The following is a 15,065-nucleotide window of genomic DNA, read 5'->3' as shown; positions in this document are numbered from 1 at the left end:
CAGCGGTTCAGGAAAGGGCGGAACTGGAGGTCTGGCGGCCGGCGGCATCGGCGGCATCGGGGCGCCCCGCGCCGAGATCCCAGAAGAGCGCCGCCATGATCTGCAGTGCCTCGCGCGCAACGGGGCCGAGCAGATGTTCGTTCGGCGCATGCTGCGAGCAACCGGGGTAGGAGTGCGGCACCCACAGCGTCGGCATGCCGAGCACGTGGGCGAAGACGTCGTTCGGCAACGTGCCGCCGAGATTCGGCAATAGCGCGGGTTGCATGCCGGTCGTGTCGCGGATGGAGCGCAATGCCCACCGCACCCACGCGTTTTCGGGATCGACGCGCGTAGCCGGCACGCCGCGTTCGACGTCGAGCTCGACGTGCGTAAAGCCACGCTCGTCGAGATGGCGACGCACGATCGACTCGAGGTTCTGCCAGTCGGTGCCGACCACGAAGCGCAATTGCATATGCGCAAAAGCGGACGGCGGTATCGCATTGACCGGCTTGTCCGGATTGCCGGTGCGAAATGCAAGCACTTCGAGGCTGTTCCAGCCGAATACACGTTCGGTCGGCGTGAGCGTTGGTTCGCCGTAATCGGCATCGATCGCGGGCTCGCCCGGATAGCCGCCGACTTCGATATCGGCAAGCGCGCGGCGCACCGAAGCGCTAATCGGCGGCGGACGCAGGCCTTCGACGAGAATGCGTCCCTGCGCATCGACCATCGACGCGATCGCGTTCGCGAGCGTCACGCCTGGATTGCGTAGCAGTCCGCCCCAGTTGCCCGAATGATGACCGCCGTCGCGCAGCTTGACGTCGAGCCTGAAATTCACGAGACCGCGCGAGCCGAGAAATACAGTCGGACGGTGCGCGCTGACGCGCGGACCGTCCGACGCGATCAGCACATCGGCGCTCAATTCGTCGCGTAACTGCTCGCAGAGCGCGTGCAAGCCGGGGGAACCGACTTCCTCGCCGGTCTCGTAGAGCAGTTTCACATTGAAGCCGAGCCGCCCGCCGCGTGCTTTGAGCGCAGCCTGCAGCGCGGCGAGATTGATGCTGTGCTGCCCTTTGTTGTCGGCGGTGCCGCGGCCGTACCAGCGATCGCCGTCCACCGTGATGCGCCACGGTGCGAGGCCCTCGTGCCATTGCGCGTCGTAGCCGCGCACGACGTCGCCGTGCCCGTAAGTCAGCACGGTGGGCAGCGTATCGCTTTCATGGCGATGCGCGATCAGAAACGGTCCGGCGCCCTTCACCGGGTTCGCGACGATGCGCGATGTGAAACCGCACGCCTTGAGCAGCGGCGCGATTTCATCGGCGAGGTACGCGTGAAGTCGATCTGCGCTGTCCGCTTCCTGGCTTTCGGTGCGCGCGGCGACGCGGCGCCCGAGGTCTTCGAGAAAGCGGCCCGAATCGTAATGTTCGGCTGCCGATTGAATCGCGATATCTCGTGTCAACGTTGCTCTCCGGTCAGCGCCGCAGCGGCGAATGGGGCGGCATACGGCGTTCGTGCATCACCCATGACGCGATCCTGGCGTGGACGATATTTATGGACAATTACAATATTTGGCACGTATCGTTGCCGAAACGGCAAAGCCATCCAACCGTGCCGAAACGGCAAAGCAACCGTCTGGCGATATGGACAACACTGCACTGCGTTACTTTCTCGAAGTGGCACGCAGCGGATCGCTGAGCAAGGCATCCGAGCGCCTGTACGTGGCGGTGTCCGCATTGAGCCGGCAGATCGCGAAGCTCGAAGAGGAAGTCGACGCGGTACTGTTCGAGCGGCATCCGCGCGGCATGGTGCTAAGCGATGCGGGGCGTCTGCTTGCCGAACATGCGCAGCGCAGTCTGCTCGATGCCGAGCGCGTCACCGAAGAGATTCGCGGGCTTTCCAACGGTGGCCGCGCGACGATACGCGTGGCAAGCTCCGAAGGCGTGGCGCCGCATTTCTTGCCGCAAGTCTTCGCGCGCTTTCTGAAGACACATCGCGCCACGCATTTCCAGCTCGATGTATCCGCACCGTCCGTTGCGACGCAGCGCGTGCGCGAGGGCGCCTCCGATATCGCCGTCTGTTTCAGCGTTGCGCCGGAGAAGGACATTCACGTGCTGTATTCGCAGCGCGCGCCGATCTACGCGCTCGTCAGAAGCGATCATCCGCTCGGCACGCGCGAATCGGTGTCGCTTGCCGATCTCGCCGCGTGGCCGCTTGCGATCGACCATCAGGGCGTGACGATCCGGCAACTCTTCGATATTGCGTGCAGCCTCGAGGGGCTTGTTTTCGACCCCGTGTTCGTGAGCAACTATCACGCCGCGCTGCAAAGCTTCGTGCGGCAGACCGATGCGTTCACCCTGACCGGTTATGTGACGGTGCGCAGCCGGCTGAAGGCCGATGGACTCGCGGCAGTGCCGATCGTCAATGCGGAATTGCATCAGCGCACGCTTCAGGTGCAAACGATGGCGGGACGCACCCTGCCGCAAACAATGCAGGCGTTCATCGAACTGCTGACGGGCGCGATTCATAACCCGGCGTCGCTCGATTGACGTGCGTCGCGACGCGCGCTGAAATTTGTGGATGGTGCCGATGATGCTGCCAGGCCCATACGATCCAGTTTTGCTATCACCCCATCCAATACCCGGATTGTTCCCGCATTGCGTACCGCTTTATATTGCTTGAACCGGAATGAACCATAACCCGGCAATAACGATAGCGGTGCGCGCGCAAGCTGCGCGCCGACCAGGAGCGCATGATGAATCAGATCGATCTGGAGGGCCGCGTCGTCGTCATCACCGGCGGTGCGCGCGGCATCGGCTACGCGGTCGCGCAGCGCGCGCTGCGCTCGGGCGCGCAAGTGGCGCTGTGGGACATCGATGGCAAGCGCCTCGAGCGCGGCAAAAAAGAACTCGAAGCACTCGGCACCGTCTCGACGGCCACGGTCGAACTGACCGACGAAGCGTCGATCGACAAGGCAGTCGCCGCAACCGTCGCCGCGCATCGCGCGATTCACGTGCTGATCAATTGCGCGGGCATCACCGGCGGCAACGGCACGTTGTGGGAACTCGCGCCGGACGTGTGGCGCCGCGTGATCGACGTCAACCTGATCGGCCCCTACCTCACGTGCCGGGCGATCGTGCCGCTCATGATCGAACAGAACTACGGCCGCATCGTCAATATCGCTTCGGTAGCGGGCAAGGAAGGCAATCCGAACGCGTCGCACTACAGCGCTTCGAAGGCCGGATTGATCGGCCTGACGAAATCGCTCGGCAAGGAACTCGCTACGAAGAACATTCTCGTGAACGCGGTCACGCCCGCGGCCGCGAAGACCGAAATCTTCGATTCGATGAAGCAGGAGCACATCGACTACATGCTGTCGAAAATCCCGATGAACCGCTTCCTGCTGCCTGAGGAAGCAGCGTCGATGATTCTCTGGCTGTCGTCGGAAGACTGCGCGTTCAGCACCGGTTCGGTCTTCGATCTGTCCGGCGGGCGCGCGACTTACTGATCGGCGCTGCCGAACGATTCGAGCCATTCTTCTTTCACGCGCGCTTCGCTACGCACGACCGTGCGCGGACGACCGGTTGCGCGCACCGCCGTATAACTGCACAAGCACCAGACATAACGGAGCCTACTCACATGGCGATGCCCACTATCCGGCACGTGCGTGCCTTCGTCGTTCGCGGCGGCGGCGCCGACTATCACGATCAGGCCGGCGGCCACTGGATCGACGATCACATTGCGACACCAATGGCGCGCTACCCCGAATACCGGCAAAGCCGGCAATCGTTCGGCATCAACGTGCTCGGCACGCTCGTCGTCGAGATCGAGGCGAGCGACGGTACGGTCGGCTTCGCGGTGACGACGGGCGGCGAAATCGGCGCGTTTATCGTCGAGCGGCATCTCGCGCGTTTTCTCGAAGGCCAGCTTGTGACCGATATCGAGAAGATGTGGGATCAGATGTATTTCTCGACGCTCTATTACGGCCGCAAAGGCATCGTGCTCAATACGATCTCGGGCGTCGATCTCGCGTTGTGGGATCTGCTCGCGAAAGTGCGCAAGGAACCGGTGTACCAGCTATTGGGCGGACCCGTGCGCGACGAACTGCAGTTCTATGCGACCGGCGCGCGGCCCGATCTCGCGAAAGACATGGGGTTCATCGGCGGCAAGATGCCGCTGCAGCACGGTCCCGCGGAAGGCGAGGCGGGCCTCGGGCAGAACATCGAGCGCCTTGCCGATATGCGCAACCGCGTGGGCGACGACTTCTGGCTCATGTACGACTGCTGGATGAGCCTCGACGTCAACTATGCGACGAAGCTGGCGAAAGCGGCGCACGAATACGGGCTCAAATGGGTCGAGGAAGCATTGCCACCCGACGACTACTGGGGTTACGCCGAACTGCGCCGCAACGTTCCGCGCGGCATGATGGTGTCCACCGGCGAACACGAAGCGACGCGCTGGGGCTTCCGGATGCTGCTGGAAATGCAGTGCTGCGATCTGATCCAGCCCGATGTCGGCTGGTGCGGCGGCATCACCGAACTGATCAAGATTTCGGCGCTTGCCGATGCGCATAACGTGCTGGTCGTGCCGCATGGGTCGTCGGTTTACAGCTATCACTTCGTGGTGACGCGCCATAACTCGCCGTTCTCCGAATTCCTGATGATGGCGCCGAAGGCCGATGAGGTCGTGCCGATGTTCACGCCGCTGCTGCTCGACGAGCCGGTGCCGGTGAATGGCCGGTTGAAGGTGCCGGACGCGCCGGGTTTCGGCGTGCGGTTGAATCCGGAATGCGCGCTTGCGCGACCTTATTCGCATTAAAAGCGCCGCACTAAAAGCGCCGCACTAAAAGCACCGTACTAACAGCGTCGCACCAAGGCCACCGCATCAAGAGCACTGACGCAACGAGTCGGTCAAACAAGGGAGACAGTTGTGCTGCTGAAAGACAAGGCCGTGATCGTCACGGGCGGTTCGCGCGGCATTGGCCGTGCGATTGCGGTGGCGTGCGCGAAGGATGGCGCGGATGTCGCGATCAATTACTGGGGCGACAACGATGCGTCGTACAACCGCCGCTCCGCGGTCGCGGAAGTGGTCGACGAAATCAAGGCCCTCGGCCGTCGCGTGATCGCGGTCGAAGGCAACGTCGCCGATCGCGCGACGGGACCGGAACTCGTGCGCCGCACGGTCGAAGCATTCGGCAAGGTCGACGTGCTCGCGAGCAATGCGGGCATCTGTCCGTTTCACGCGTTTCTCGACATGCCGGCCGATGTGCTCGAAACGACGGTGGCGGTGAACCTGAACGGCGCGTTTTTCGTGACGCAAGCCGCCGCGCGACAGATGAAAGCGCAGGGCACGGGCGGTGCGATCGTGGCGACGAGTTCGATCAGCGCGCTCGTCGGCGGCGGCATGCAGACGCACTACACGCCGACGAAGGCCGGCGTCCATTCGCTGATGCAGTCGTGCGCGATCGCGCTCGGACCGTACGGCATTCGCTGCAATTCGGTGATGCCCGGCACGATCGCCACGGACCTCAACGCGCAAGACCTCGCCGACGAAGCGAAGAAAGCGTACTTCGAAAAGCGCATTCCGCTCGGTCGCCTCGGTTGCCCCGACGATGTCGCCGATTGTGTCGTGTTTCTTGCGTCGGATCGGGCGCGCTATGTGACGGGCGCAGCGTTGCTCGTCGACGGCGGCCTGTTCGTGAACCTGCAATGAAGCGGGTTCGATCGGGCACACCTGTGCGGCAACGCGGCGTTTGCGGTTTTGCGTCGTTCAATGAACCGGGGCGGTCTTGCGCGCCGCCCGGCTTGCCGGCGCTGTGTCGCCGGCAGCGGACGCAGCGCGCTTGAGCGTGAGCGAATGCTGACGCAGCAATTCGATAAAGCGCACGGCCGGCTCGGCGAGCGGCTCTTCCTTGCGCGTCAGAATGCCGAAGCCCGCCAGGCTCTTGCCGATTTCGACCGGCAACGCGACGAGCAGTTTGCCGCGCATGTGATCGCGTACGACCGATTCCGGCAGCATCGCCACCGCATCGTAGTTTTCGAGCAGTTGCAGCGTCGCGAAGATCGAGGCGCATTCAGTGAGATTGGCGGGCGTCGTCAGGCCTGCGCGTGCGAGCTCTTCTTCGAACAGCACACGCGCGGGGCTCGTGATCGGCTGCGCGACCCATGGCCAGCCGATGACTTCGGGCAGCGAGAGCGCCGCACGCGTTGCAAGCGGATGCACGGCGCGCACGACGAGCAGCAGCGTTTCGTTCGCGAGCGGTTCGAAGCTGAAATCGTTGTGCTGCAGCGGATGGGTAAGACGTCCGAGCGCGAGGTCGATTTCGCGGCGGTGCAGCAACTGCACGACCTGATCGCTGGTTTCGCCGAGGATGCAGACGTTGAGCAGCGGCCGCTCCGTCTTCAGCGTCGCGACGGCCATCGCGAGCAGATCGGGTGCCGCACCCATGATCGCGCCCACCGTGAGCTGACCGTGGCCGCCTTTGCGCTTGACTTCGAGGTCGTCGGCGAAGCGCGTGAGTTCGGCAAGCGCCCGGCGCGCATAGGCGAGCGTGACGACGCCGAGCGGCGTCGGCTGCATGCCGCGCGCATTGCGTTCGAACAGCAGAAAGCCGAGCGCTTCCTCGATATCGCCGAGCATGCGGCTCGCGCTCGGCTGCGCGACATTGATTGCGTCGGCGGCCTGATGGACGTTGCGCGTGTCGTCGAGTGCGACGAGCAACGCAAGGTGTTTGAACTTGAGCCGGTTGACGAGGGCGACGGTGGCGGCGTTCTGGCTCATGAGATGTCCGATTCGGTTTCGGTATCGCCTTATCCGAACAACGGATTGAGAGGCTATCGACGCCCGAATTATAGTCGTTGCATATGCGCGGCCGCTGCGCAAATGCTGGGATTGCATGGCGGACATCATGCAGACGGCGCCGGATCACAGACCGCTGCAACAGCCGCTTTAGCGCGTATTCCGCTTGCAGGGCGCGGACCCGCATTGAACCACCCCGATGAATTGACGACGCTCAACGGATAAAGGACGCTCCATGCAAGTGGTCGACCCGCATATTCATCTGTGGGACCTGAAAACGCATCACTACCCGTGGCTGGCGAACCCGGGCGTCTCGTTCGTCGGCGATGCGCGCGATTTGCGGCATGACTATCTGCTCGCCGATCTGCTCGAGGACGCGCAGCCCGTCGACGTATTGAAAGTGGTGCACGTCGAGGCGAATCACGATCCGGCCGATCCGGTCGAAGAAACGCGCTGGCTGCAGCAGGTGGCCGATAACCGTTCATCGCGCCGCATGCCGAACGGCATTGTCGCCGGTGTCGATCTTTGCGCGCCGAACGCGGCGCAAGTGCTCGAAGGGCACGCCGCATTCGCGAACACGCGCGGCGTGCGGCAGATCCTGAACGTGCACGAAAACAAGCTGTACGACTATATCGGCCGGCATCTGATGCGCGATGCGACGTGGTGCGCGAATTTCGCGCTGCTGCGGCGCCATCGGATGTCGTTCGATATGCAGCTGTACCCGTCGCAAATGGACGATGCCGCCGCGCTGGCGCGCAAACACGCCGATACACAGTTCATCGTCAATCACACCGGCATGTTCGTCGATCGCGACAGCGTAGCGGGCTATCGCGCATGGCGCGACGGAATGCGCGAGCTTGCGGGCTGCGCAAACGTCGCGGTGAAGATCAGTGGCCTGGCAATGTTCGATCACCGCTGGACTGCCGAGAGCTTGCGCCCTTATGTGCTGGAAACGATCGATGCTTTCGGCGTCGAGCGGGCGATGTTTGCGTCGAACTTTCCGGTCGACCGGCAATTCGGATCGTATGCGGATTTGTGGAACGCGTATGCGGCGATTGTCGGCGGCGTGAGCGACGCGGAAAAAGCCGCGCTGTTCGTGCGCAATGCCGAGCGCGTTTATCGCATCTGACGCGGGAGTTTTGACGGCGCCTCATGAAACACCGAGGCAACCGTAACGATGCGGCACACAAACGAGGCCGCTTGCCGGAGGAGACACGCAGTGCAGCAACACACCGACGCGGTGCCGAGGCTGGAACTGAAGCGCGCGAGTAAATCATTCGGGCGCGTTCGCGCGCTCGCCGACGGCGCGCTCGTCCTATGGCCCGGAGAAGTGCATGCGTTGCTTGGCGAGAACGGCGCGGGCAAGTCGACGCTCGTCAAGATTCTCGCGGGCGTGCACCAGCCCGACACAGGCGAGCTTTATATCGACGGCGCGCCGCGGCACTTCGCGACGCCGGCCGACGCGCGCGATGCGGGCCTCGCCGTCATCTATCAGGAGCCGACGCTGTTCTTCGATCTGTCGATTGCGGAGAACATCTATATGGGGCGCCAGCCGGTGGACCGCGTCGGCCGCATTCGCTACGACGCGATGCGCGACGAAGTGAACGGCCTGCTTGCGTCGCTCGGCGTCGATCTGCGCGCGGATCAACTCGTGCGCGGGCTTTCCATCGCGGACCAGCAGGTTATCGAAATCGCGAAGGCGTTGTCGCTGAACGCGAGCGTGCTGATCATGGACGAGCCGACAGCCGCGCTGTCATTGCCCGAAGTCGAGCGGCTCTTTGCGATCGTACGCAAGCTGCGCGAACGCGACGTGGCGATTCTGTTCATCACGCACCGGCTCGACGAAGTATTTGCATTGACGCAGCACGTCACGATCATGCGCGACGGCGCAAAAGTATTCGACGCGCCGACCTCGGCGCTGACCACCGATCAGATCGTCGCGAGGATGGTGGGTCGCGATCTCGAGACCTTCTACCCGAAAGCGGACGTCGCGCCCGGTGAAGTGCGGCTCGCGGTGCGTAATCTGACGCGCACCGGCGTGTTCAAGAGCATTTCCTTCGAAGTCCACGCGGGCGAAATCGTCGCGCTGGCGGGCCTTGTCGGCGCGGGGCGCAGCGAAGTTGCGCGCGCGATCTTCGGCATCGATCCGTACGATGCGGGCGAGGTCCGACTCGGCGGCAAGCGGCTCGCGCCGGGGCGGCCCGCGGCGGCCGTGCGCGCGGGGCTCGCGCTCGTGCCGGAGGACCGCCGTCAACAAGGGCTCGCGCTCGACCTCAGCATCGCGCGCAATGCGTCGATGACGGTGCTGGGACGCCTCGTTCGGCATGGACTGATTTTCTCGCGCAGTGAAACGGCGCTGGCCACGCACTGGGGCAAGCGGTTGCGCCTCAAGGCCGAAGACACAGGCGCGGCAGCGGGTACGCTGTCCGGCGGCAACCAGCAGAAAGTCGTGCTCGGCAAATGGCTCGCGACGAATCCGAACGTGCTGATCATCGACGAACCGACGCGCGGCATCGACGTCGGCGCGAAGGCCGAAGTGTACGGCGCACTATCGGAACTCGTGCAGAACGGTATGGCCGTGCTGATGATTTCGAGCGAACTGCCCGAAGTGCTCGGCATGGCCGACCGTGTGCTCGTGATGCACGAAGGGCGCATCAGCGCCGAAATCGCGCGCGCCGATGCGAGCGAGGAACGGATCATGAGCGCGGCGCTCGGCCAAAGCGCCGCGCAGTGGGGGCACGCGGCATGATGCGCCATTCATCGACCCAGGCCGCGCCGGTCCGCACGCCGGCCGAAATGCGCGCCGCGCCGCGCGCGGGCAGCTTCGTCGGTGCGCTCGCGAAAAGCCGGGAAACGACGCTGTTTGTCGTGCTGCTGTTGCTGATCGTCGGCACCGCGCTCGCGCAGCCGCAATTCCTGAATCTGCAAAACCTGCGGGATGTCCTGCTCAATGTATCGATCATCAGCTTGCTGACCGCCGGGATGACCGTTGTGATCCTGATGCGCCATATCGATCTGTCGGTCGGCTCGACAGTCGGCATCAGCGCGTATGCGGTCGGGAGCCTGTACGTGGCGTTCCCGCATATGCCGGTCGTGGTCGCGCTGGTGGCGGGGCTCGCGATCGGTCTCGTTGCAGGCGGCATCAATGCGCTGCTCGTTGCGGTCGGCCGCGTGCCTTCGCTCGTGGCGACTCTGTCAACCCTTTATATTTTCCGCGGCGCCGACTACGCATGGGTGCATGGCGGGCAAATCAACGCCACGAGTTTGCCCGATGCGTTTTCCCGGCTCGCGACCGGCGTGGCATTCGGCATTCCGACGCTTGCGCTGATTGCCGCCGCGGTGCTGATCGCGCTCGGCGTTTATCTGAAGCATTTTCGCGGCGGTCGCGAACACTATGCGATCGGCTCGAATCCGGAGGCGGCGCGGCTCGCGGGTGTGAACGTCGAGCGCCGCGTGATGTCGGGCTTTCTGTTGTCGGGCGCCATCGCGGGCTTTGCGGGTGCGCTGTGGCTTGCGCGTTTCGGCACCGTCGATGCGAGCACGGCAAAAGGCATCGAATTGCAGGTCGTCGCGGCCGCGGTGGTCGGCAGTGTCGCGATTACCGGCGGCGTCGGCACGATACTTGGCGCGACGCTCGGTGCGCTGGTGCTCGGCGTGATCAGCATCGCGCTGGTCGTGCTGCATGTGTCGCCGTTCTGGGAACAGGCCATCGAAGGCGCGCTGATCGTCGCTGCGATCACCGTCGATACCTTGCTGGCCCGCTCTGTCGCCAAACGCATGATGAGGAAACGCGATCATGGCTAAACCCGATTCCGCGCTGCTCACGCGCAAGCGGCAAACGCCGCTGCGCTGGGAGACGCTGCTCGTGATCGTGCTCGCGCTGTCGCTGCTGCTTGGACGCGTGCTGTCGCCGGTGTTTCTGACCGGTGCGAATCTGTCGAACGTGCTCGCCGATCTGACCGAGATCGCGTTGATGGCGCTGCCGATGACGCTGATTATCGTCGCCGCCGAAATCGACCTGTCGGTCGCATCGGTGCTCGGCGCATCGAGCGCATTGATGGGCGTGCTGTGGCATATGGGTTTGCCGATGCCCGCGGTCATCGCGCTCGTGCTGCTGTTCGGCATGCTTGCCGGACTATTGAACGGGCTCGTCATCGTGAAGCTGAACCTGCCGTCGCTGGCGGTGACGATCGGCACGCTCGCGCTGTTTCGCGGTCTTGCCTATGTACTGCTCGGCGATCGGGCGGTCGCGGATTTTCCCGCAGGCTACACCGCGTTCGGCATGGATACGCTCGGCGCGACGTTTATTCCGCTGCCGTTCGTGATCGTCATCGTCTGCGCGGTGCTGTTCACGGTGCTGCTGCAGGCTACCGCGTTCGGCCGCAGTCTCTATGCGATCGGCGCGAACCCGACGGCCGCCGCCTTTTCCGGTATCGAAGTCGCGAAGATCCGGCTCACCGCCTTTGTGCTGTCGGGCGCAATGAGCGCACTGGCCGGCGTCGTCTATACGTTGCGCTTTACGAGCGCGCGCGGCGATAACGGCGAGGGGTTCGAGCTATCCGTTATCGCGGCGGTGCTGTTCGGCGGCGTGAGCATATTCGGCGGACGCGGGTCGATGTTCGGCGTGCTGCTGTCGCTGCTGATCATCGGCGTGCTGAAGAATGCACTGACGCTCGACGACGTGTCGAGCGAGACGCTGACCATCGTGACCGGTGCGTTACTGCTTGCATCGGTGCTGATTCCGAATCTCGTGGCACGCTGGCGTGCGATGCGCGACCGGCGTTTTCTTGCGAAGTCAGCGGCTTCGCAAATTGCCGGATAGGGGAGCGTAGTAACCGATATCAACAACCCGGGCCGAACGGTCCGCTCAGTCCAGCGAGGAGACAGACAAATGGATCAACCTTTGCGGTATGCGAAACATGCGGCGAAAACCGCGCTATCCGCGGCGCTGTTATGCGCGGCGATGCTTGGCGTCGCGAGCGCCGGGCACGCGGCCGACGTCAGGAGCGGCCTGAAGATCGCTTTCGTTCCGAAGCAGATCAACAACCCATACGAAGTGATCGCCGACGACGGCGGCATGGCGGCAATCAAGGAATTCAAGGGCGACGGCAAGGTGGTCGGCCCGTCGGACGCGGGTGCTTCATCGCAGGTTTCGTACATCAACACGTTGATCACGCAACGCCAGAACGCCATCGTGATTGCCGCAAACGACGCAAACGCGCTTGTGCCGTATCTGAAGAAGGCGATGTCGCAAGGCATCAAGGTCGTCACGTTCGATTCGGACACGGCGCCCGACGGACGCCAGCTGTTCGTGAACCAGGCAAACGCGGAGAGCATCGGGCGCGGACAGATCCAGCTCGTGTCGAAGCTGATGGGAGGAGAAGGGGAGTTCGCGATCCTTTCGGCAACGCCGAACGCGACGAATCAGAACACGTGGATCAAATGGATGCAGGACGAGCTGAAAAAGCCCGAGTACGCGAAGATGAAGCTCGTGAAGATCGCCTACGGCAACGACGACGACCAGAAGTCGTTCGTCGAGACGCAAGGTCTGCTGCAGGCGTATCCGAACCTGAAGGCGATCGTCGCGCCGACGTCGGTCGGTATTGCCGCGGCCGCGCGCTATATCTCGACCTCGTCGAGCAAGGGAAAGGTTGCGGTGACAGGCCTCGGCACGCCGAACCAGATGCGCGCGTTCGTGAAGAACGGCACGGTCAAGGCGTTCCAGTTGTGGGATCCGGGCCAGCTCGGTTATCTCGCCGCTTATGCCGCGGCGAACCTTGCATCGGGCACCATCAGCGGCAAGGAAGGCGAATCGTTCGAAGCGGGCAAGCTCGGCAAGCGCACGATCGGCGCGAACGGCGAGATCATTCTCGGGCCGCCAACCACGTTCGACGCGAGCAATATCGACAAATTCAACTTCTGATGTCGGATGCAGCCCGAGTGCACACTGGGTGGTCGCTGTTGTAAAAGATGAGCCGCGCAGGTCTGCTGCGCGGCTTTTCTATTGTATGAGCCGGTTCGCCTGAACGAAGCGGATCATCTCCGCGTTCGTTTCGATGCCGAGCTTGCGCATCGCTTTGCTCTTTTGCGTCGCAACCGTGGAGATCGAGCGGTGCAGGCGCGCCGCGATTTCCGTGAGGGAGAGGCCCGCGCCATAAAGGCGAATGACTTCGAATTCCCTTGCCGTCAGCGAAGGGCGCACGACGGGTTCGGGCATCGTCGCATGCGGACCGCGAAGAATGTCCCGCACGCCTGCCGACCGGTACTGCTGACGATGGACCGCGACGTCGAGCACCGCTTCCATGAATACGCCGATGCTCTCGGACTTCGTCACGATGCCCGCGATGCCGATCTGATCGAGTTCGCGCACGATGTCGCGATTGCGAACCATCGTGAACACCATGATCGGTATGCCCGGATGGAGCCGTTTGAGGCGCCGTACGAGATGCACGCCGTCGCCCTCGATCTGCTCGCTCGGCATCAGCAGATCGGTGACGATCAGGTCCCATGCCCCGCTGTGCAGCGCTTCGAGCAGTTCGGCACCCGAAGCGACGCTCGCAGCGATATGCATGCCTGGGATCTGGGCGAATGCCGCGGCGGCCGCATGACGGATCACCGGATGATCGTCGGCGATGGCGATGCGAAGCTCGCGCGGAGTGGGGAAATTCGAAGGGGCGAACATGCTCGATGCGGTGCCTGACCGCGGCTTTCTTAACGCGGCGATTCTAGCGTTCGATCGCTGCTTGTACAGCAAAGTGACGATATTTTACGGATCGCGGAGCAAGAATCGAAGAAATCCTATAGATCGGCGCATTTGCATTGCAGATACTTCAGCCCGTCCGGAACGCCTTCCGAACGAATGTTTTCCGGATGGTCGTACTTATCCACTCTGAGGTTAAAAACATGCAAAAAATCGAACGCAGTGCACTGATTCAAGCGAATCTTGCCGGGGGTTGCAACAAGCATGGTTCGTCCGTGGCCAAGACGACGACCGTCGTCATCGTGAAGGTGGGCAGCTGATCATGCAAAAAATCGAGCGCAACGCGTTGGTTGCCGCCGGTGTTGCAGGCGGCGCCAACAAAGGCCCTTCCACGTACGCTTCATCGACAACGGTGGTGATGGTGCAGGTGGCGGGCTCGTCGTCTTCGTCGTCGTCTCAACCGGCGAAGCATTGAGCCGGTAGGCACCGTTCGGAACGGGCGCATCGCCGCGGCGGACTTAACGGGTTCGCCGCGGCAACACCGTCTTGCCGGGCATCGAAGCGATGAAAATCCGACTTTCCCCGTGGCTTTTGCTGAAGCCTGCGCTACGCCGGATCGCGGCGTGGCATTACCGGATGCGTGCGCGCCTGTTGTGCCGTCTGTCGTTACGCGCAATCGAGCGTCTTGCCATTGCCGGCTCGACGCTGCGCGGCCTCGTCGATGCACGTGCGCGCTGGGCCGGACTCGAGCGATGGGAAACCGGACACGATGTATTGCGGCTGCCGTCCCTGAAGCGACGTGACGTGCTGGCTGGTGCGCGTCTCGAAAGGCTGATCGATCAGCGGCTGCATTTCGGCAGGCAGTTGCGGCGCGCCGAGGCGTGGCCGGAGCTGAACGCGATTGCCGCGACCGTTGCGCAAAGAATCGCGGCGCTCAAAGCGCAAGCCCCCGACCGGCCCGTGATCGTCGCGCCGTTTCACTACGTGTCGCAATACGCGAACATCTACGTCGTCGACGAATTGCGCAGGCTGCTCGGGCTCGAGTCGATCGGCGTCGTCTCCGGCGTGCCGCGCAATCTGTATGGCGACGATGACGCGATGATACCGGCGATCGACGTGATGCATACCAACAGCGGCGAAAACCGCAACGGTCTCGGTTTGCGTGTGATCCGCTCGCTGCGTCGCAATGGCGTCGTCGTATTGTTCGCCGATGTGCCGCCTTACTCGTTCACGCGTTTTCCGATGGAAACGGTGGGTGTTCGATTATTCGGCCGCGCCGCGCGTATTCATCGCGGTGTGTTTCGTCTCGGCGCGCCGCTCGATGCGTGGCTGTTGCCGTTCTATTTGCGCTTCGAGCAAGGGCGCTTCGGCGCGCAACAGTGCGATGCGATCGCGCTCGCGAACGCGGATGCGCCGCAGCGCGCTGCGGACTGCATCGAGCGCGCGTTGATCGATAACTTCGCCCGTTCACTCGTGACAGGCCACCCGTCGATCTATGCGTTCTGCGCGTCGCGCTGATTCCGCGCTCGACGGCTCGACGGTTTTGCGCACGAGATTGCTCTTTTTCACCTGTATATGCGGCCTGTCGTGGCCG

At 63.3% G+C, this 15,065-nt stretch carries 13 protein-coding genes; 10 read left to right on the top strand and 3 right to left on the bottom strand.

All coding sequences use genetic code 11. From position 1 onward, the window contains the following. Positions 1-7: 7 nt before the first annotated feature. Positions 8-1,435 (bottom strand): M20 family metallopeptidase, encoded by a 1,428-nt coding sequence (locus tag BTO02_RS31850; RefSeq protein ID WP_075160948.1) that lies wholly within the window; start codon positions 1,433-1,435, stop codon positions 8-10. Positions 1,436-1,616: 181 nt separating this feature from the next. Here BTO02_RS31850 and BTO02_RS31845 point away from each other — a divergent pair, with 181 nt between their 5' ends. From BTO02_RS31845 to BTO02_RS31830, 4 genes are all read left to right on the top strand, one after another. Then, positions 1,617-2,522 carry a LysR family transcriptional regulator gene (locus tag BTO02_RS31845; RefSeq protein ID WP_075161588.1) on the top strand — a complete coding sequence of 302 codons (906 nt, stop codon included), beginning with the start codon at positions 1,617-1,619 and terminating at the stop codon, positions 2,520-2,522. 206 nt (positions 2,523-2,728) lie between these two features. Beyond that, a complete protein-coding gene (locus tag BTO02_RS31840; protein ID WP_075161587.1) occupies positions 2,729-3,481 on the top strand; it encodes an SDR family NAD(P)-dependent oxidoreductase in 753 nt (250 codons plus the stop codon). Between the two features lie 131 nt (positions 3,482-3,612). Continuing rightward, positions 3,613-4,791 carry an L-rhamnonate dehydratase gene (rhmD, locus tag BTO02_RS31835; RefSeq protein ID WP_075160947.1) on the top strand — a complete coding sequence of 393 codons (1,179 nt, stop codon included), beginning with the start codon at positions 3,613-3,615 and terminating at the stop codon, positions 4,789-4,791. Positions 4,792-4,902: 111 nt separating this feature from the next. Further along, the gene (locus tag BTO02_RS31830) at positions 4,903-5,685 is read left to right on the top strand and encodes an SDR family NAD(P)-dependent oxidoreductase (protein ID WP_075160946.1); all 783 of its coding nucleotides are present in this window, start codon (positions 4,903-4,905) and stop codon (positions 5,683-5,685) included. Between the two features lie 57 nt (positions 5,686-5,742). Here the strand turns inward: BTO02_RS31830 and BTO02_RS31825 are convergent, their stop codons facing one another. Then, positions 5,743-6,753, bottom strand: coding sequence for a LysR family transcriptional regulator (locus BTO02_RS31825; protein ID WP_075160945.1), 1,011 nt, complete (start codon positions 6,751-6,753; stop codon positions 5,743-5,745). Positions 6,754-7,006: 253 nt separating this feature from the next. Between BTO02_RS31825 and BTO02_RS31815 the strand changes: the two genes are divergently transcribed. From BTO02_RS31815 to rhaS, 5 genes are all read left to right on the top strand, one after another. After that, the gene (locus BTO02_RS31815; RefSeq protein WP_075160944.1) at positions 7,007-7,900 is read left to right on the top strand and encodes an amidohydrolase family protein; all 894 of its coding nucleotides are present in this window, start codon (positions 7,007-7,009) and stop codon (positions 7,898-7,900) included. A gap of 90 nt (positions 7,901-7,990) precedes the next feature. Beyond that, the gene (locus BTO02_RS31810) at positions 7,991-9,520 is read left to right on the top strand and encodes a sugar ABC transporter ATP-binding protein (protein ID WP_075160943.1); all 1,530 of its coding nucleotides are present in this window, start codon (positions 7,991-7,993) and stop codon (positions 9,518-9,520) included. Continuing rightward, positions 9,517-10,575, top strand: coding sequence for an ABC transporter permease (locus BTO02_RS31805; RefSeq protein WP_075161586.1), 1,059 nt, complete (start codon positions 9,517-9,519; stop codon positions 10,573-10,575). The genes BTO02_RS31810 and BTO02_RS31805 overlap by 4 nt, the downstream gene beginning before the upstream one ends. After that, on the top strand, positions 10,568-11,593 hold the full coding sequence (locus BTO02_RS31800; RefSeq protein ID WP_075160942.1) for an ABC transporter permease: 1,026 nt from the start codon (positions 10,568-10,570) through the stop codon (positions 11,591-11,593). Before BTO02_RS31805 ends, BTO02_RS31800 begins: the two co-directional genes overlap by 8 nt. A 69-nt stretch (positions 11,594-11,662) precedes the next feature. Beyond that, entirely contained in the window at positions 11,663-12,694 is a 1,032-nt protein-coding gene (gene rhaS / locus BTO02_RS31795) for a rhamnose ABC transporter substrate-binding protein (RefSeq protein WP_075160941.1), read from the top strand. 78 nt (positions 12,695-12,772) lie between these two features. On the opposite strand, the gene BTO02_RS31790 is transcribed toward rhaS, so the two are convergent. Further along, positions 12,773-13,453 (bottom strand): response regulator transcription factor, encoded by a 681-nt coding sequence (locus BTO02_RS31790; RefSeq protein ID WP_075160940.1) that lies wholly within the window; start codon positions 13,451-13,453, stop codon positions 12,773-12,775. A gap of 582 nt (positions 13,454-14,035) precedes the next feature. On the opposite strand from BTO02_RS31790, the gene BTO02_RS31785 reads away from it, so the two are divergent. After that, on the top strand, positions 14,036-14,989 hold the full coding sequence (locus BTO02_RS31785) for a hypothetical protein (protein WP_075161585.1): 954 nt from the start codon (positions 14,036-14,038) through the stop codon (positions 14,987-14,989). Positions 14,990-15,065: the final 76 nt, after the last annotated feature.

Origin of the sequence: Paraburkholderia sp. SOS3, from assembly GCF_001922345.1 — a bacterium.
In the GTDB taxonomy this organism is placed as follows: domain Bacteria; phylum Pseudomonadota; class Gammaproteobacteria; order Burkholderiales; family Burkholderiaceae; genus Paraburkholderia.
The sequence above is the reverse complement of the archived record's forward strand: the minus strand, read 5'-3'. Positions and strand labels throughout refer to the sequence as shown.

Excerpts from the sequence above, each read along its gene's own strand:
- BTO02_RS31815 (WP_075160944.1), top strand. The coding sequence starts at position 7,007 with ATGCAAGTGGTCGACCCGCATATTCATCTGTGGGACCTGAAAACGCAT.
- rhmD (WP_075160947.1), top strand. The coding sequence starts at position 3,613 with ATGGCGATGCCCACTATCCGGCACGTGCGTGCCTTCGTCGTTCGCGGC.
- BTO02_RS31800 (WP_075160942.1), top strand. The coding sequence starts at position 10,568 with ATGGCTAAACCCGATTCCGCGCTGCTCACGCGCAAGCGGCAAACGCCG.
- BTO02_RS31785 (WP_075161585.1), top strand. The coding sequence starts at position 14,036 with ATGAAAATCCGACTTTCCCCGTGGCTTTTGCTGAAGCCTGCGCTACGC.
- rhaS (WP_075160941.1), top strand. The coding sequence starts at position 11,663 with ATGGATCAACCTTTGCGGTATGCGAAACATGCGGCGAAAACCGCGCTA.
- BTO02_RS31845 (WP_075161588.1), top strand. The coding sequence starts at position 1,617 with ATGGACAACACTGCACTGCGTTACTTTCTCGAAGTGGCACGCAGCGGA.
- BTO02_RS31825 (WP_075160945.1), bottom strand. The coding sequence starts at position 6,753 with ATGAGCCAGAACGCCGCCACCGTCGCCCTCGTCAACCGGCTCAAGTTC.
- BTO02_RS31790 (WP_075160940.1), bottom strand. The coding sequence starts at position 13,453 with ATGTTCGCCCCTTCGAATTTCCCCACTCCGCGCGAGCTTCGCATCGCC.
- BTO02_RS31805 (WP_075161586.1), top strand. The coding sequence starts at position 9,517 with ATGATGCGCCATTCATCGACCCAGGCCGCGCCGGTCCGCACGCCGGCC.
- BTO02_RS31840 (WP_075161587.1), top strand. The coding sequence starts at position 2,729 with ATGAATCAGATCGATCTGGAGGGCCGCGTCGTCGTCATCACCGGCGGT.